The 16,004-nt window shown below is 49.7% G+C and carries 14 protein-coding genes; all 14 read right to left on the bottom strand.

Annotated features, from left to right (window positions below; genetic code table 11):
* Position 1: 1 nt before the first annotated feature.
* Positions 2-979: a glycosyltransferase family 2 protein gene (locus AC3WS9_RS07960; protein WP_492487673.1), complete on the bottom strand. Its 978-nt coding sequence runs from the start codon at positions 977-979 to the stop codon at positions 2-4.
* A 12-nt stretch (positions 980-991) separates the two neighbouring features.
* Positions 992-2,248, bottom strand: a complete 1,257-nt coding sequence (locus tag AC3WS9_RS07955; RefSeq protein WP_492487671.1) for an O-antigen translocase — start codon at positions 2,246-2,248, stop codon at positions 992-994.
* A complete protein-coding gene (locus tag AC3WS9_RS07950) occupies positions 2,245-3,348 on the bottom strand; it encodes a DegT/DnrJ/EryC1/StrS family aminotransferase (RefSeq protein ID WP_492487669.1) in 1,104 nt (367 codons plus the stop codon). The genes AC3WS9_RS07955 and AC3WS9_RS07950 overlap by 4 nt, the downstream gene beginning before the upstream one ends.
* Positions 3,349-3,350: 2 nt before the next feature.
* On the bottom strand, positions 3,351-3,812 hold the full coding sequence (locus tag AC3WS9_RS07945; protein WP_492490310.1) for an acyltransferase: 462 nt from the start codon (positions 3,810-3,812) through the stop codon (positions 3,351-3,353).
* Positions 3,806-4,204, bottom strand: a complete 399-nt coding sequence (locus AC3WS9_RS07940; RefSeq protein WP_492487666.1) for a sugar 3,4-ketoisomerase — start codon at positions 4,202-4,204, stop codon at positions 3,806-3,808. Before AC3WS9_RS07940 ends, AC3WS9_RS07945 begins: the two co-directional genes overlap by 7 nt.
* Positions 4,194-5,069 carry a glucose-1-phosphate thymidylyltransferase RfbA gene (gene rfbA, locus AC3WS9_RS07935; protein WP_492487665.1) on the bottom strand — a complete coding sequence of 292 codons (876 nt, stop codon included), beginning with the start codon at positions 5,067-5,069 and terminating at the stop codon, positions 4,194-4,196. The genes AC3WS9_RS07940 and rfbA overlap by 11 nt, the downstream gene beginning before the upstream one ends.
* A complete protein-coding gene (rfbB, locus tag AC3WS9_RS07930; protein ID WP_492487663.1) occupies positions 5,066-6,142 on the bottom strand; it encodes a dTDP-glucose 4,6-dehydratase in 1,077 nt (358 codons plus the stop codon). The genes rfbA and rfbB overlap by 4 nt, the downstream gene beginning before the upstream one ends.
* Positions 6,143-6,529: 387 nt before the next feature.
* Entirely contained in the window at positions 6,530-7,426 is an 897-nt protein-coding gene (galF, locus tag AC3WS9_RS07925) for a GalU regulator GalF (protein ID WP_282493973.1), read from the bottom strand.
* A gap of 177 nt (positions 7,427-7,603) precedes the next feature.
* On the bottom strand, positions 7,604-8,995 hold the full coding sequence (wcaM, locus tag AC3WS9_RS07920; RefSeq protein ID WP_492487661.1) for a colanic acid biosynthesis protein WcaM: 1,392 nt from the start codon (positions 8,993-8,995) through the stop codon (positions 7,604-7,606).
* An 11-nt stretch (positions 8,996-9,006) separates the two neighbouring features.
* Entirely contained in the window at positions 9,007-10,227 is a 1,221-nt protein-coding gene (gene wcaL / locus AC3WS9_RS07915; protein ID WP_285144116.1) for a colanic acid biosynthesis glycosyltransferase WcaL, read from the bottom strand.
* Positions 10,224-11,504, bottom strand: coding sequence for a colanic acid biosynthesis pyruvyl transferase WcaK (wcaK, locus tag AC3WS9_RS07910; protein ID WP_492487659.1), 1,281 nt, complete (start codon positions 11,502-11,504; stop codon positions 10,224-10,226). The genes wcaL and wcaK overlap by 4 nt, the downstream gene beginning before the upstream one ends.
* Before the next feature lie 126 nt (positions 11,505-11,630).
* A complete protein-coding gene (wzxC, locus tag AC3WS9_RS07905; RefSeq protein WP_492487657.1) occupies positions 11,631-13,109 on the bottom strand; it encodes a colanic acid undecaprenyl disphosphate flippase WzxC in 1,479 nt (492 codons plus the stop codon).
* A gap of 1 nt (position 13,110) precedes the next feature.
* Positions 13,111-14,505: an undecaprenyl-phosphate glucose phosphotransferase gene (wcaJ, locus tag AC3WS9_RS07900; RefSeq protein WP_285144112.1), complete on the bottom strand. Its 1,395-nt coding sequence runs from the start codon at positions 14,503-14,505 to the stop codon at positions 13,111-13,113.
* 127 nt (positions 14,506-14,632) lie between these two features.
* On the bottom strand, positions 14,633-16,003 hold the full coding sequence (gene cpsG / locus AC3WS9_RS07895) for a colanic acid biosynthesis phosphomannomutase CpsG (RefSeq protein WP_285155115.1): 1,371 nt from the start codon (positions 16,001-16,003) through the stop codon (positions 14,633-14,635).
* Position 16,004 lies beyond the last annotated feature (1 nt).

Below are 16,004 nucleotides of genomic sequence, written 5' to 3'. Positions count from 1 at the left end.
TTCAAACCTTTGAAACATCGAGTTTATTTTTTATATATTTAGATTTAACCTTGGCATTCAATGCATTAAGGTAACCGGGCTTAAACATTACATTGATAATCAGGAGAACAGATCTTGAAAGAAATGTTCTATTATTCTTAAAAAGATCAACAATACGGGGATAGACAATTCGCCAAATTTTACGTCGGTAATAAGCTAAAGTATAGGGCGGAATATTTGAAACTATCTTATCTTCCAGTTTGAGTATATCACTCAGAAAATTTAAATTGATTATGTTTTTTCTTGAGCGACTAACAGATTCTTCAACGCGGTATAAAACTGTGACTTTATCTACGAAATCTATTTTTACACCATATTCTGTGATTTTGAACCATAATGGATAATCCTCCATTAAGAAGAAATCCCGATCTAAAAAAGCAATTTCCTCTAAAAGACTTTTTTGAATAAATAAAGATGGAGTGGCAGAGAAGCTCGAATTTATTAAATGTTGTTTTTGTTTCTCAAGATCTCCTTTTAGTATCTTAACTTGAAATTCAGGTGGCAGAAGATCACCTTTTGTCAACGCTCCATTTCTTTCATGAAAAGTTTGAATATATGATAAATATACACGCCCAACTTTTCCAAAAGCAGTAGAATAAAATGTATCTATGCATTCCGGAAGCAATATATCATCACCTGCAATAATTTTAATCCATTCGCCATCAGCTTGCCTATAAGCATTGTCTAAATTAGAAACTATGCCTAGATTTTGGGAATGGGTGATTTCTTTGACCGAGAAAAAATTACGCTTATTTTTTATAACCCATGAAGAAACTATTTCAACTGTGTTGTCAGACGATGCATCATCACTGATGACCAACTCAATAAGATGAGTATCATAGGTTTGCTTGAGAATACTTTCTAATGTAGATATCACTGTCGAGCTTGAATTATATGTAAGAACTATAACTGAAACTGAAGCAGAATTTGTAGTATTCAATCTATTAAATCCTTAGTCCTTTAAAATTCTTTTCAAATTAAGAATAATAAATGTTACATAAAAGGTATAATTCAATATATAAGCGTAAAAAACACCTTTAAGGCCATAAGTGTTTATGAAAAAATAGCTTAATGATATAAACAACAACGAAGATAGAACTTCAGTGGTTATATACCATTTGACTTTTCCTTTAGAGAGAAGAGGATAAGCAAATAACCACGCAAAAATCTTTATGAAATCGCCGATTAATTGAAGATGGAATAAATTTAAAGACTGAGTAAAATCACTGGTAAATAATATACGTACTATATATTCGCGGAGAAGATAAATTGTCACTCCCATTAACGCCACTAAGGGAAGTATTACTTTGGCTGTTGAGAAAATTTCTGTTCGAATTTGTGAATAGGTAGTCAGAGTAGACAATTTTGGCAAAAAATACGTACCCAAAGCTAATGTGACGACACCTAAATATGCTTCAGAAATTTTCCACACTGCCTGCCATTGACCTGTTGAATTCCAACCAACATCATGAACTAATATTTTCCTAATAATAAGTAAGCTTAATGGCAAACAAATAGCGCTTGTTAGTGCCATCAGCATATAATGAGATATGTCCTTAACGTGTTGTAATGATGTTTTACCAAACCAAAATTGCAATTTAACCCATGGTAAACGAATACAAATAATTAATGAAACCAAACCAATAAGACCACTTTGTAAGGCTACTGCCAATAAACCACCATAGATATTATATTTAATTATCAAAAATGTCATTACAGTAGTAGATATTACTACAGATACCATCCCTATCGAAATAAAACGCTTGTAGTTTTGTTGCCCATTTGTAACCGAGTTTATTAAAGTTCCTATTGCTGTCAACGGGAGGACAAATGCAGTGATAATGATTATTGAATTATATTGACTATTATTGAATAGCAATAAGGATATTTCATTTGAAAAACAGAAGGATATGCTAATAATGATTAATGCTATAGCAATCACCCATAACATACTTGCCCTCCACCATAAAGAGCAAGTAAGGTAATTATCATTCTGATGATTTTGAGCAGTATATCTTATGACTCCTGCTCCAGCGGGTGAATTAACAAGGCCATTGAACAATGCAACGACGTTTTGAATTTGCCCAAGCATAGCCAAACCACTTGGACCGACGTATATTGCAACGACTTTACCCACTAAAAAACCCGCGCCCATTTTTAATAAGGTAAGTAGCCCTGTTAAGGAAGTTACAGCCAGCAATCGTTTCATGATCTAAAAGCGTTGACTACATGAATCACTTTATTCACTGCAAAATCATCCATAGTAGGATCGATTGGTAGCGAAAGAACCATTTCATGTATTTTCTCGGTCAAGGGCAATTTCAAATCATTCATTTCTGCATATGCTTTTTGTTTGTGTGGAGGTATAGGATAATGAATCAAATTGTGGACATCATGAGCAAAAAGATGTTTTTGAAGAGCTTCTCGATGAGTTGTTTTTATAACGAATAAATGCCACACATGACTTTCTGAATTACAAGCTTTAGGTAATTCAACAAGATCATTTTTTATTTCAGCAAGATACTTTTCTGCTATACGTTTTCGAGACGTGTTTTCTTCATTTAAATATGGTAATTTCACGCGCAAAACTGCGGCCTGAATTTCATCCAAACGACTATTCACTCCCTGATAGATATTTTCATATTTTTTATGAGAGCCGTAGTTACGCAGTGCAAAGATTGTATTTGCCAGTTCTTCATCACTGGTGGTAATTGCACCTGCATCACCCAGTGCTCCAAGATTTTTTCCTGGATAAAAGCTGAATGCTGCAGCATGGCCCCAATTACCAGCTTTGATCCCCCCTAAGCTTGCACCATGTGATTGAGCGCAATCCTCCAAAACAAGTAATTCATGTTCTTTTGCGAATGACATAATCTCATTCATTGGTGAAATTTGCCCATAAAGATGCACTGGCAAGATAGCTTTAGTGTTTGAAGTAATATTTTTACTCAACCCTTCAACGGTTAAGTTAAACGTGCCTTCGTCAGGTTCGACCAGAATAGGAATCAGATTATTATTTGTAATAGCCAGAATTGATGCGATATAAGTATTTGCCTGAACTAAAACCTCATCTCCATCTTTCAGCTTACCCATTTCTTTCCAGGCTCGTAAAACGAGATATAATGCATCAAGTCCATTTGCCACACCAACAGCATATTTAGTATTACAAAATTGAGAAAATTCGCTTTCAAACGCTTTTAACTCCTCCCCCATGATATACCAACCAGAACTTATTACCCGAGAGCAAGCTTGAATTAATTCTTCTTTATATTGCTCATTAATTTTTTTCAAATTCAAAAAGTCAACCATATTCATTCCTTAATTTTTTTAATGATTCTAGCTGGATTGCCAACGACAACAGAATATGGCGCTACATCTGAGAGTACGACTGAGCCAGCGCCAATCATTGCGCCCTCACCAACAGTTATTCCGGGGAGTATTGTCGCATTCGCTCCAATCGATGCTCCCTTTTTAATTACTGTTCTGAGGAATTCATCAGGATAGTGTTTTGAACGTGGATGCTTATCATTTGTAAACGCCACGCAAGGTCCAACAAATACATCATCCTCCAGAGTGATTCCATCCCACAGATACACACCAGATTTTATTGTTACTCTGTTCCCTACAACAACGTCATTCTCGATTAAAGTGTGCGCGCATATATTACAGTCATCCCCTAAACTTGCTCCTGACAAAATAACGCTGAATTGCCACACTCTCGTATTTTTACCAATTTTAGTGGTCTGTACATCACTTAATTTATGAATCATAATTTCACCGACGCAATGAATTCATCATAATTCCGAATATAATCGCTTTCATCATAAACATCACTTGCCAAAACTAATAATATGCAATCCGAGGAATAATCGTACATCTCATGCCACATTGTTGGTTCGATAAGCAGTCCCAATGCCGGATTATCTAAAAGAACGTCGACTTTTTCAGTTCCATTATCAAGATGAAAACGACAAGAGCCACTGATAGGAATCGCTAATTGCCGTAGGTTTTTATGGGCATGATATCCTCTTCGTACATCAGATTGCGTATCAAACATATAGTAAACACGCTTGATATCAAATGGAATATTCTTTGCATTCTCTAAAGCGATGAGCATTCCACGTTCATCACCATGCTTTTGTAGCGGTATTAATTCAATGTTCATTACGTTTCACTAAATCTATTAAATATTTTCCATAATGGTTTTTTTCTACAACCTGACCAAGGGCAAGCAGCTTTTGGTCACTTAACCAACCATTTCTCCATGATATCTCTTCTGGACAAGCAACCATCATTCCCTGTCGCTTCTGAACAGTTTCGACAAAGCTACCTGCCTCTATTAAGCTATCATGCGTACCTGTATCTAACCAGGCAAAACCTCGACCTAATAATTCAACATTTAACGCATTATTCTTTAAATAAATTTCATTCACTGTCGTTATTTCGAGTTCACCACGTGAAGATGGCGCAACACTCTTAGCTATTTCAATAACATCATTGTCATAAAAATATAAACCTGTAACCGCCCAATTTGATTTAGGCTTAGATGGTTTCTCTTCAATACTCAATGCTCGGTAGTCATTATCAAATTCAACGACCCCGAAACGCTCAGGATCCATCACCTGATATCCGAATACAGTTGCTCCTGTTTTTCTCTCCGCTGCCGCTTTCAGCTTAGGCGTGAAGCCTTGTCCAAAGAAAATATTGTCACCAAGAACAAGACAAACGGAATCGTTTCCAATAAATTCTTCACCAATAATAAATGCCTGAGCTAAACCATCTGGGCTTGGTTGGATTTCATATGAAATATTAATCCCTAAATGGCTGCCATCTCCCAATAGGCGGATAAAACCAGCCTGATCTTCAGGTGTAGTAATAATTAAAATATCTCTAATTCCAGCTAACATCAGGACTGACAGCGGGTAGTAAATCATTGGCTTGTCATAAACAGGAAGTAATTGTTTAGAAATCCCCATTGTAATGGGATACAACCGTGTTCCTGAACCACCAGCTAAAATTATACCTTTCATTTTGTTAACCCCAGACGCTCACGTTGATAACTCCCATCCTGTACTCGCTCACACCATCTAAAATTAGCCAGATACCACTCAACGGTTTTGCGGATCCCGCTCTCAAACGTCTCTTGCGGTTCCCAACCCAGCTCTTCACCAATTTTATGGGCATCGATCGCATAACGACGGTCATGTCCCGGACGGTCTGTGACGTAAGTAATCTGATCGCGATATGACCCTTTTTTCGGCACGATCTCATCCAACAGGTCGCAGATGGTGTGAACAACATCTAGGTTTTGCTTCTCGTTATGACCACCGATGTTGTATGTTTCGCCAGGCTTACCCTGAGTGACTACGGTATAGAGCGCCCGAGCATGATCTTCCACATACAGCCAGTCGCGAATCTGGTCGCCTTTGCCATAAATCGGCAGGGCTTTACCGTCCAGGGCATTCAGGATAACCAGCGGGATCAGTTTTTCCGGGAAATGGTATGGACCGTAGTTGTTAGAGCAGTTGGTCACCATGGTGGGGAAACCATAGGTGCGAAGCCAGGCGCGGACCAGATGATCGCTCGAAGCCTTAGAAGCAGAATACGGGCTGCTCGGCGCATAAGCGGTTGTTTCAGTAAACAGTGGCAGCTCAGTTGACACCGGTTGCTCGTCCGGGTGTGAAAGATCGCCATACACTTCATCAGTCGAAATGTGGTGGAAGCGGAATGCGGCTTTGGCTTCATCACTCAGTGTTGACCAGTAGGCGCGAGCCGCCTCCAGAAGGACATAAGTGCCAACGATATTCGTTTCGATAAACGCCGCCGGGCCAGTGATAGAACGATCCACATGGCTTTCCGCCGCAAGATGCATCACCGCATCAGGCTTATGAGCCGCAAAAATGCGCTCCATCGCCGCTTTGTCGCAGATGTCTGCCTGCTCAAACGCATAACGCTCGCTATTACTCACTTCAGCAAGCGATTCCAGGTTACCGGCATAGGTCAATTTGTCGACATTGACCACTTCATCCTGGGTATTTTTAATAATATGCCGTACTACAGCTGAACCGATAAAACCGGCACCGCCAGTAACAAGAATTTTCACGTTAGCTATTCCGTAGATTGAATATATCGAGATATTGATGTTCTGAATTCAGGATAATAGGGACGAAAACAGAAAATTGACACGCTACCGCCCCTGGCTTAACAGCTACCAGTGCACTGAGCGATTGCTTAAAATGAGTGTTCTGCGGTCAGTTTCCGGACGTAAAAAAACCAGTGGATAACCACAGAAGAACGTTAATTGTCGTCCTTATCGCCCCCAGAAACAAGTAGAAATCCTTATCAAGTAGTCCAAAAAAACAACAGGTAACTCATTGTAATTCTGGGACTTTAAAAACAAAAAACGGCAACTATCAATCTTGAGTATTTACCTTCGCTCAGGATGACGGTTGCCGCTACTTTGCTCGTGGCGCTTAACAGGACTGAAGAATCACTCGCTCGTCAGCATCTTCTCAATGCTCTTACGGAACTTCGCCCCTTCCTTCAAGTTACGCAGCCCGTAGTTCACGAACGCCTGCATGTACCCCATTTTCTTACCGCAGTCGTAGCTGTCGCCAGTCATCAGCATCGCATCAACGGACTGTTTCTTCGCCAGTTCGGCGATTGCATCAGTCAGCTGAATACGTTCCCATGCGCCAGGCTCTGTTTTTTCCAGTTCGGCCCAGATATCAGCGTTCAGTACGTAGCGGCCCACCGCCATCAGATCGGAAGCCAGGGTCTGCGGCTGATCGGGTTTTTCGATGAACTCGACGATACGGCTCACCTGCCCTTCTGAATCCAGCGGCTCTTTGGTTTTAATCACAGAGTACTCGGACAGATCGCCTTTCATGCGTTTTGCCAGCACCTGGCTGCGGCCCGTTTCATTGAAACGCGCGACCATAGCGGCCAGGTTGTAACGCAGCGGATCGGCAGACGCATTGTCCAGAATGATATCTGGCAGCACGACGATAAACGGGTTGTCACCCACGATAGGGCGAGCACAAAGAATGGAGTGTCCCAGGCCCAGCGGCTGCGCCTGGCGAACGTTCATGATGGTCACCCCTGGCGGGCAGATAGACTGCACTTCGGCCAGAAGCTGACGCTTAACACGCTGCTCAAGCAGCGCTTCGAGTTCGTAAGAGGTGTCGAAGTGGTTCTCTACCGCATTCTTGGATGAATGGGTCACCAGAACGATTTCTTTGATCCCTGCAGCAACAATCTCGTCAACGATGTACTGAATCATCGGCTTGTCGACGATCGGTAGCATTTCTTTTGGAATCGCCTTCGTGGCTGGCAGCATATGCATGCCCAGACCCGCTACCGGAATGACTGCTTTCAAATTAATCATTATTTCTTCCACCTTAAAATGGTTGCCGAATTATAGCTGTTAAACCTGTTTTCGCCAGCATGTTTTGCGGTAATTCTGGACCTGATGGTACGCTTTCGACCCACAAAATACAGTAGTTGTTGTCCGAATACGTCACAGTTTTGCCCCAGAATAATCGCAAAATGGCTGGCGCAAAACCTATCTGTGGGGCAATTTGAAGTTCAACCTCTCCACATTCACCACCTGCTGATCCACCCGGTCGATATCCACCGAACTCTGGCCTTTCTCATTCACAGCGTGGATGTTTGCCAGCGACAGCAACGTCTCGTCTTTCGCCATAAACTTGCCGCGCACGTCTTTGCGCAGGTCAAAATTCATCTTCAGCGCGGGCCCAACGGTCGCTTCCTGCATCACCTTAATGTTACGCAAAAACAGATGCTGCGGTTTGTTATGCAGTTCAAGCGTAGCACGCTGCATCTCGACGTTGGTGATGGCGACAAATGAAGTCGCATTGCCGGACGAAATCTGGATACCGCGCAGTTTATACGCCAGCTCACGATTATCCAGGTGGATGTTGTTGAGCCTGAAGTTCTGCGGAATCGACAGATAGTCGCCCTTAATCACCCCGTAACCGATCAGCATCCCGGCGCTGTTGACCATCTCGACGTTGTCGATGACAAAATTATCGCAGCCGTAAATCGCCACCGTCGCGTTATCAATCCCCGCTTTCTTACTGAAATCCGGGGTGATGTTTTTCGCTTTGACGTTACGAATAATGAAGTGTTTACCGTTCTCGACGTGAATCAGCTGGCGGCAGTTACTCCCGGTGATGTTCGCCACCACAAAGTTCTTCACGGTCTGCTTTTCCGGGTAGTCGTTATCGTATGTACTCCCGGCCAGGCCGATGCCGATACCCCAGTTAATCTTGCCGTTGGTGCAGTTGATGTTGTCGATGACGTGGTTGGAAATCAGGATATTGCGATCGTTGATAGCAACGTTCCACTCGATCGCATCGCCCTGCAGATGGCTGAAACGGCTGTTAGTGATCCGCGCCCCGTCGACCTGATTATGGAATCCCTGCCGCAGAATGGCGTAGTTGGCCTGCAACACGCTGATATTGTCGATCAGCAAATTACGCATGACGCGCGGTTTTTTACCGCCGATGTAAATCTGCGTCACCGGGCCAAAGCCGCTCATCGCCAGCCCCTGGATCACACAGTCAGAACCGCGCACATCCAGGGTGATATTTTCCGTGCGGCCCTTCCCTTCGCCAATCACTTTGCTGCCTTCCTGCAGCACGAAACGCCCGCGACCGTTCCCGGTCAGCGCTCCGCGGATCAGCAAGGTTTTGCCGTCGGGAATAAAAATCCCGGTGTTGATGTTCTCGCAGGTGAGTCCCGCCGGGACCACCACCGTGTCGCCATCGACGAAGGCCTGCTTAAAGGCCGCGATCCAGTCCTTACGATTGTACTGGCTGATGTCGACCGTCCCGCCCCCCGCCGCCCGCGCAAGGCGGGTGGTGAGCAGCGGCGTCGCGGCCAGCAAAGAGCAGGAGGTCACGAAAGAGCGTCGGGTTATTTTTTTCAGCATACCACCTCGGCTTATAGCGTTTGTAACAGGCTCGCTAACTGACGATTTATCACCTGCTGATTAAATTCGGTTTCGACTTTTTGCCGCGCGTTGTGCAGCACAGGGGCCAGCGCCTGCTGATCGATATCGCTAAACGCCGCCAGTTGGTCCGCCAGCGCCGAGGCATTGTTTTCTGGCACCAGCCAGCCGGAATGGCCGGGCTCGATCAGCTCCGGGATACCGCTATGCACGGTAGACACCACCGGAATACCGACCGCCATCGCCTCCATCAGCGCGACGGGGATCCCTTCCATATCGCCATCTGCGCCGGTGACGGACGGCAGCAGGAACACGTCAGCCTCATCGAGCATGGCTTTAACTTCGTGGCTCGGTTTAAAGCCCGGCATCTCCACCACGCCTTCGAGCTGATATTGTTCAATAAGCGTACGTAAGCGGCGCTCCCAAGGGCCAATCCCGAGGATGCGATAGTGGAAATCCACCCCGCGCGACTTGAGCTGACGGCAGGCTTCGATCGCCACGTGCAGCCCTTTTTTCTCGGTAAGACGCGCCACGGAGATAATTTGCAGGGGTTTACCCGGCACTTTCACCGGCCGCTGGGTGAAGCGCTCCATGTTCACCCCCATCCGCGACACGGTGATTTTGTCAGACGGACAGCCCATGGTTTTCAGCCGTCCGGCCCACAGGTCGCTGATCGGCAGCATCATGTCGCCGCGACGAAACAGCTGCTGATATTCACCGGTGTAATGGTTCAACACCTCATGGCTGGAGATGTCGATCCCGTGGAAAATGGTCGCGATTTTGCCGTCAATGACGCCCAGCTCGCGCAGCTTTGCCGCCGTCACGCCTGCCGGGCCAAAGTGGGCGATAAACACATCGGCACGAAATGGCCGTGCGGTTTGCCCGCGAATCGAGGAGAGGATCAGGTTGCGCGACTCCGCGCCGTAGCGCGACACATTCAGCGCCCGCCACGTCGAGGGGCGATGCAACCCGCACAGCGTCCGGGTTGCACGGTAGCGCAGTTTCGCCAGACGGCCCTGCGGCTCATCCTGCAGCCAGCGGGTTTTCGCTGCAAGATCGTACTGCGTCCAGGCCGCATGGGTATTCTGCGTATCGCCCTTTTGCAGGGCGACAATCTCCACGTCGTATCCCATATCGATAAACGCGGTGATTTGGTTGAGTACAAAAGTTTCAGACGAGAGCGGGAATTTCAGTAAGAAGAATCCAACCTTCATTTGCCCTCCCCGATGCGGTCGAGGACGGATTTGACCATGCTGATGCCGTTTTCGCGTTCCGCTTTCACCGCGCGCGCCAGGCGTTCGTTAACAGCCGGAAGCTGGCCCAGCGTGTCGCCAACCATCGCGCCCAAAGAACCGTCGAGCAGATGGCGAATATCTACGGCCATCTCCGGCATCCCGAGCTGCTGCATGATGCCCGCCGATTTGTGTTCGTAGTTGATGGCAATCGCCGGCGTACCAAAGTTCATGGAGATAATCGCCGAGTGCAGACGCGTGCCCACCGTCAGGTCGCAGGCGGAAAGCAGCTTGCCCATCTCCAGGTCGTTGAGTTCGTCCATCACCACGTGGTACCGCGACGGATCGTTTACCAGATTGCGCAGGTTCAGCGCCACCATGCGGTCATCTTTGTTGTAGCTGTCGATCCCGGTACAGGTCGAGAGCGCCAGCACCTGATACCCGCTGTCGAGCACGCGATTCACCACTTCGGCAAACGCCTGTTCGTAGGCGGCCTGGGTAGTTCCCAGACGCTTATCAAATGGCGCCAGTTCGCGCAGGGTGATGGCGACGGTTTTCTGCTTTGCCGCCACGTTCAGCCAGTGCTGAACCGCATAGCTGGCCTCGAAGTTGTCGTTCTGATGGTCCACCAGCCAGGCCGTATCCACGCCGTGTTCCACTTTCGACGTATCAATTTCGCTGCGTTTCATCAGATCGAGGCTCACGGATTCGCGCAGGATCAGCGCGTCGCAGTGACCAAAGACATAGTTTGCCAGCTGGTTGAACTGCGGATCCTGGAATGGCCCGACGCTGTGACCAATCATAAATAGCGGTTTTTTCGCCATGAACGTACAGAGCGCATGCTCAAACTGCGGCACGCCGTACAGATCGACAAAGAAGGATCCGCCGACCTGGATAATGGCGTCGTAGCCCGACAGCAGGCGCACAAAATCGGTAAAGCCCTGCGCGATGGCGATATTGCGCAGCTTGCCGGTGTCGGTCACACGCGACAGCAGCACCTGATGCTGATAGCGGCGGCGCAGCACTTTCTTCACGCGCCCCACCACGCCCGCCGCGGTGTTGTGCTGTTTCATCTGGCTGTAGAGCGGATCGCCCATCACCGGGCGATTGAGTAACCACGACGAGCTCACCGGATAGCGGCTCATCACATCCACTTCTGTCTCAGGCTCAAGGGTGTTAATGGCATCCAGCAGACCGCGCAGAATGGCGCTGTCGCCACGGTTGCCGCAGGTATGGTTGCCCAGAATCAGTAATTTCATAATGACCTCTAAAAGGGGTTCTTCACATAACAGGTGCGGCCTGATGCCCTCACCCCGGCCCTCTCCCACAAGGAGAGGGTGAAAAGTTCCCTCTCCCTTTGGGAGAGGGTTAGGGTGAGGGGGAAATCACCCCGCCCTCAGCAACGTTTTCATCTTCTCGCTGCGACAAAACTGGCGTTTCATCTCCACCACCAGCGCATTGCGGGACAGCACAATCATCCCCCCAAACGCCAGCGCACCGGCGGCGATCTGTACCGCCAGCAGTACGCCCAGCGGCAGATGGCCGTTGAGCACAATCCCTAATCCGTAACTCACCGCGAGCGTCGGCAGCGACAGGTAGAACGGCAGCCACAGGCTCAGGATGTACTGACGATAGCTGGAGCCGAGCACCGGCTTAATCATCACGAAGTAGCTCAGCACCGTGTTGACGATCTGCACCAGCAGGAAGCCCAGCGTGACGCCAATCGCGCCCGCCATCTGGCCGCCGACGATAATCGCCGGAATAAACAGGAAGGTTTTAAACACGTTGAATTTGAAGCTAATATCGACGCGCGCTTTCGCCATCAGCAGCGACCCGATCGGATTGCCGACGGAGCGCAGCAGGCCCACCACGCACAGCAGCTGCAGGATCGGGATGATCCCGCTCCACTTCTCGCCAAACACCAGCGGAACAAAGTTGTTGGAGACCACCATCAGCCCGAGCAGCGCCGGGAAGTTGATAATCCCCACCACCGACAGCAACTTGTAGAAGTTCACACGCAGCTTTTCGGTGTCGTCCTGAATCTTGGCGAACGCCGGGAACAGCACGCGGGTGATAATCGGGTTGAGCTTCATCGGCGGGACAACCGCCACGTTGTACGCCAGGTTATAGCCCCCCGCGACGCTCGCCCCGAGAATACGCGCCAGCACCAGGGTGGAGAGGTTAGTATTCACGTAGTTAATGATGCTGTCGGCGGTCAGCCAGGCACCAAAACGCAGATTGGATGAGACCGACGCCAGCGAGAAATGCAGGCCCGGACGGTAAATCTTGCGGCCAAAGAACCCGAACAGCAGCGTGCGCACGGCGGTGTTGACCAGATACCCGAGGATCGCCGTCATCGCAAGCGGCCAGAAATGAGCGCTGACGACAGTGAAGGTAAAACCGGCCAGCACCGAAGTGGTCTCGATCATGCCGATTTTGTTGAACTCCAGCTCCTTTTGCATCAGGGCGCGGAACTGCTGGCCGTGGGGGATCAGCACAAAGGCAAACGACAGCGTGCGGATCAGCGGCGCGAGGTCCGGGTTATTCAACACATCGCCGATAACATCGCTCAGCAAAAACACCCCCACGCACACCACCATCCCCAGCCCGACGTTGAGCCAGTAGAGAGTGGTGAGTTCAAGATGGCTAATCTCTTTGCGCTGAATGATCGAGTTGGCAATCCCGAAGTCCGACAGGGTATCGGCCAGAGCGATAATCACTAATGACACCGTCAGCAAACCAAACTGATGGTTATCAATAATGCGCGCCAGCACCGTCATCTGCACCAGCCCGAGGCCGATGATGATGATGGTTGCCATCGCCGACCACTTGGCCCCGCTGATGGTTTTTTCACGTAAGCTCATGTTAGTAGGCCGCTTTGTTGACAAAACCTTTGAACACCGTCAGAAACACGATCTTGATATCGAACCAGACGCTCCACTCGCGGATGTACTCCAGGTCGAACTCAACGCGTTTTTCCATTTTTTCCAAAGTATCGGTTTCCCCACGCCAGCCGTTGATCTGCGCCCAGCCGGTGATGCCCGGCTTCACTTTGTGACGCAGCATGTAGCCTTCAATCAGCGCGCGGTACTGCTCGTTATGCGCCACCGCATGGGGGCGCGGCCCGACAATCGACATCCCGCCGGTCAGCACGTTGATAAACTGCGGCAGTTCGTCCAGCGAGGTGCGGCGCAGGAAGTTCCCCACGCGGGTCACGCGCGGATCGTTCTGCGTGGCCTGGGTCACAACGCTGTCGTTTTCCATCACCTTCATGGAGCGGAATTTCCACACCATGATCGGCTTGCCGTCCATCCCGTAGCGGGTCTGGCGGAAGATAATCGGGCCGGGCGAGGTCATTTTGACCGCCAGCGCAATCCCGCAAAGCACCGGGGAGATCAGCAGCAGAATCAGAGAGGAAAGCACGATATCTTCCGCGCGTTTCAGCAGACGGTTAATCCCGGAGAGGGGCGTGTCGTACAGCGGCACCACCGGCACGCCGTTCACCTCTTCAATCCGCGAGTGCAGAATGTTGAAGGTAAAGACGTCAGGGATCAGGATCACCGAGCAGGTGGTGTCGGCCAGTTCGCGCATCAGGTATTTGATGCAGGATTCTTCGCTCATCTTGAGGGCGAGATAGACGTTATGAATTTTGCCCGCGCGCGCGTCTTCGATCAGCTGCTCGTAGTTGCCCGCCCAGTCCGAGGTCACACCGCCCGGTTTGGCGTCGTGATACACCCCCACCACGTCAAAGCCCAGCCACGGCTCTTTGCGAAAACTGTTCAGCAGCGCCTGACCCACGGGTAAATCCCCGGCCACCGCCACATAACGCTTGTTATAGCCACGATTGCGCAGCCAGCCGGCGAAGAAGCGGATCAGGGAGCGGCAAACCACCATCCCGACGCTGGTTAACGCATACCAGCACAGATAGGTTTTGAGGCTGTTATCGAAGTCACTGCTAAATGCCACCAGCCCGGCGCTGAAGATCAGGCTCAAGGTCCAGTTTTGCAGGAGGAGCATCAGCTCGGTGGTCATTTTGACGCCGCGGTAAGAACGGTAAAAATCTGTCATCCCGCCGATCATCTGAAAGACCACCAGCGCCAGCAGCGCCATCAACAGGTGCATGTATAAAAACGACAGGTTGCTTAGCTGACACACGACCCACAGCCCACCGAACATGATGGTGATGTCAGAAAAACGCTGCACCATAGAGATTAACGATGCATTCGTTTTGGCTCGCTCGCGCTTTTTTAGATTTGTCATCGTTGTTCCTGTTTGAGTTTCCCCTCGTCCCGGCCCTCTCCCCATAGGGCGAGGGTGAAAAGACCGCTCCGAGCGATCCCCTCTCCCCTATGGGGAGAGGGTTAGGGTGAGGGGCGACGAAATATCATTACGCCTTCAACAGCGCCAGAATGTCCTGCGTTCGTGCCTCCATCAGCGGGACGTCGGCGCGTGATTCCACGTTCAGGCGCACCACCGGCTCCGTGTTCGACGAGCGCAGGTTGAAGCGCCACTGCGGGAACGACATGCTGATCCCATCCGTGCGGTCGATCTCCAGCGCGTGCAGGGCAAAGTGTTGCTCCACGCGGGCGATGGACTCGGCGGGCAGTTCCAGCTTACTGTTGATCTCACCGCTCGCCGGGAACGCCGCCATGCGATCGCGGACCAGTTCGCCCAGGGTCTGCCCTTTCAGGCACAGCAGTTCCGTCACCAGCAGCCACGGGATCATCCCGCTGTCGCAGTAGGCAAAATCGCGGAAATAGTGGTGGGCGCTCATTTCGCCGCCGTAGATGGCGTCTTCTTCGCGCATGCGCTCTTTGATGAACGCGTGACCGGTTTTTGACATCACCGGCGTGCCGCCCGCGGCGCTGACCACATCGACGGTGTTCCAGGAAAGGCGCGGGTCGTGGATGATCTTGGCCCCCGGATTTTTCTCGAGGAAGGCTTCCGCCAGCAGGCCGACGATGTAATACCCTTCGATAAACTGGCCGTTCTCATCGAACAGGAAGCAGCGGTCAAAGTCGCCGTCGAAGGCGATCCCCATGTCCGCGCCGTGTTCGATGACCGCGTTGCGGGTGTCGTCCCGGCACTCGGGCAGCAGCGGGTTAGGAATGCCGTTCGGGAAGTTGCCGTCCGGGGTGTTGTGAACTTTGATGAAGGTGACCGGCACGTTCAGCGCTTTAAAGCGCGCTTCGAGGGCATCCACCACCGGACCGGCCGCGCCGTTACCGGAGTTGATCACCAGTTTGAGCGGGGTGATATTTTTGACGTTGATGTAGCCGAGGAGATGGTCGATGTACGCTTTGCGCAGGTCGATCTGCTGGTAGCTGCCGCGCGCGGATTCGTTCACCGGCGGGAAATCGTTGGCTTCCGCCAGACGCTGCACGTCGCGCAGGCCGGTGTCACCGCTGATCGGACGCGCCCCTTCGCGCACCAGCTTCATGCCGTTGTAATCCATCGGGTTGTGGCTGGCAGTCACTTCGATGCCGCCGTCCACGCCCAGGTGGAAGGTGGCAAAGTAGATCTCTTCGGTACCGGACAGGCCGATATCCAGCACATCGACGCCCGCGTCCTGCAGCCCTTTCGCCAGCGCCAGTTTAAGCGCTTCGCTTGTGAGGCGCACATCGCCGCCCAGCACAATGGTTTTCGGTTTCAGGTATTCGCCGTACGCGCGGCCAATGCGCCACGCAATGTCTTCGTTGAGCTCTTCGCCTAATTTGCCGCGAATATCGTAGGCTTTGAAACAGGTTAATTTATTCATG

The organism is Lelliottia sp. EB106-05-01-XG201 (assembly GCF_058791735.1).
The sequence above is the reverse complement of the archived record's forward strand: the minus strand, read 5'-3'. Positions and strand labels throughout refer to the sequence as shown.

Bases quoted from the DNA above. Each gene is read 5' to 3' on its own strand.
- AC3WS9_RS07955 (WP_492487671.1), bottom strand. From the start codon at position 2,248: ATGAAACGATTGCTGGCTGTAACTTCCTTAACAGGGCTACTTACCTTA.
- AC3WS9_RS07950 (WP_492487669.1), bottom strand. From the start codon at position 3,348: ATGGTTGACTTTTTGAATTTGAAAAAAATTAATGAGCAATATAAAGAA.
- AC3WS9_RS07940 (WP_492487666.1), bottom strand. From the start codon at position 4,204: ATGAACATTGAATTAATACCGCTACAAAAGCATGGTGATGAACGTGGA.
- rfbA (WP_492487665.1), bottom strand. From the start codon at position 5,069: ATGAAAGGTATAATTTTAGCTGGTGGTTCAGGAACACGGTTGTATCCC.
- galF (WP_282493973.1), bottom strand. From the start codon at position 7,426: ATGATTAATTTGAAAGCAGTCATTCCGGTAGCGGGTCTGGGCATGCAT.
- wcaM (WP_492487661.1), bottom strand. From the start codon at position 8,995: ATGCTGAAAAAAATAACCCGACGCTCTTTCGTGACCTCCTGCTCTTTG.
- wcaL (WP_285144116.1), bottom strand. From the start codon at position 10,227: ATGAAGGTTGGATTCTTCTTACTGAAATTCCCGCTCTCGTCTGAAACT.
- wcaK (WP_492487659.1), bottom strand. From the start codon at position 11,504: ATGAAATTACTGATTCTGGGCAACCATACCTGCGGCAACCGTGGCGAC.
- wzxC (WP_492487657.1), bottom strand. From the start codon at position 13,109: ATGAGCTTACGTGAAAAAACCATCAGCGGGGCCAAGTGGTCGGCGATG.
- wcaJ (WP_285144112.1), bottom strand. From the start codon at position 14,505: ATGACAAATCTAAAAAAGCGCGAGCGAGCCAAAACGAATGCATCGTTA.
- cpsG (WP_285155115.1), bottom strand. From the start codon at position 16,003: ATGAATAAATTAACCTGTTTCAAAGCCTACGATATTCGCGGCAAATTA.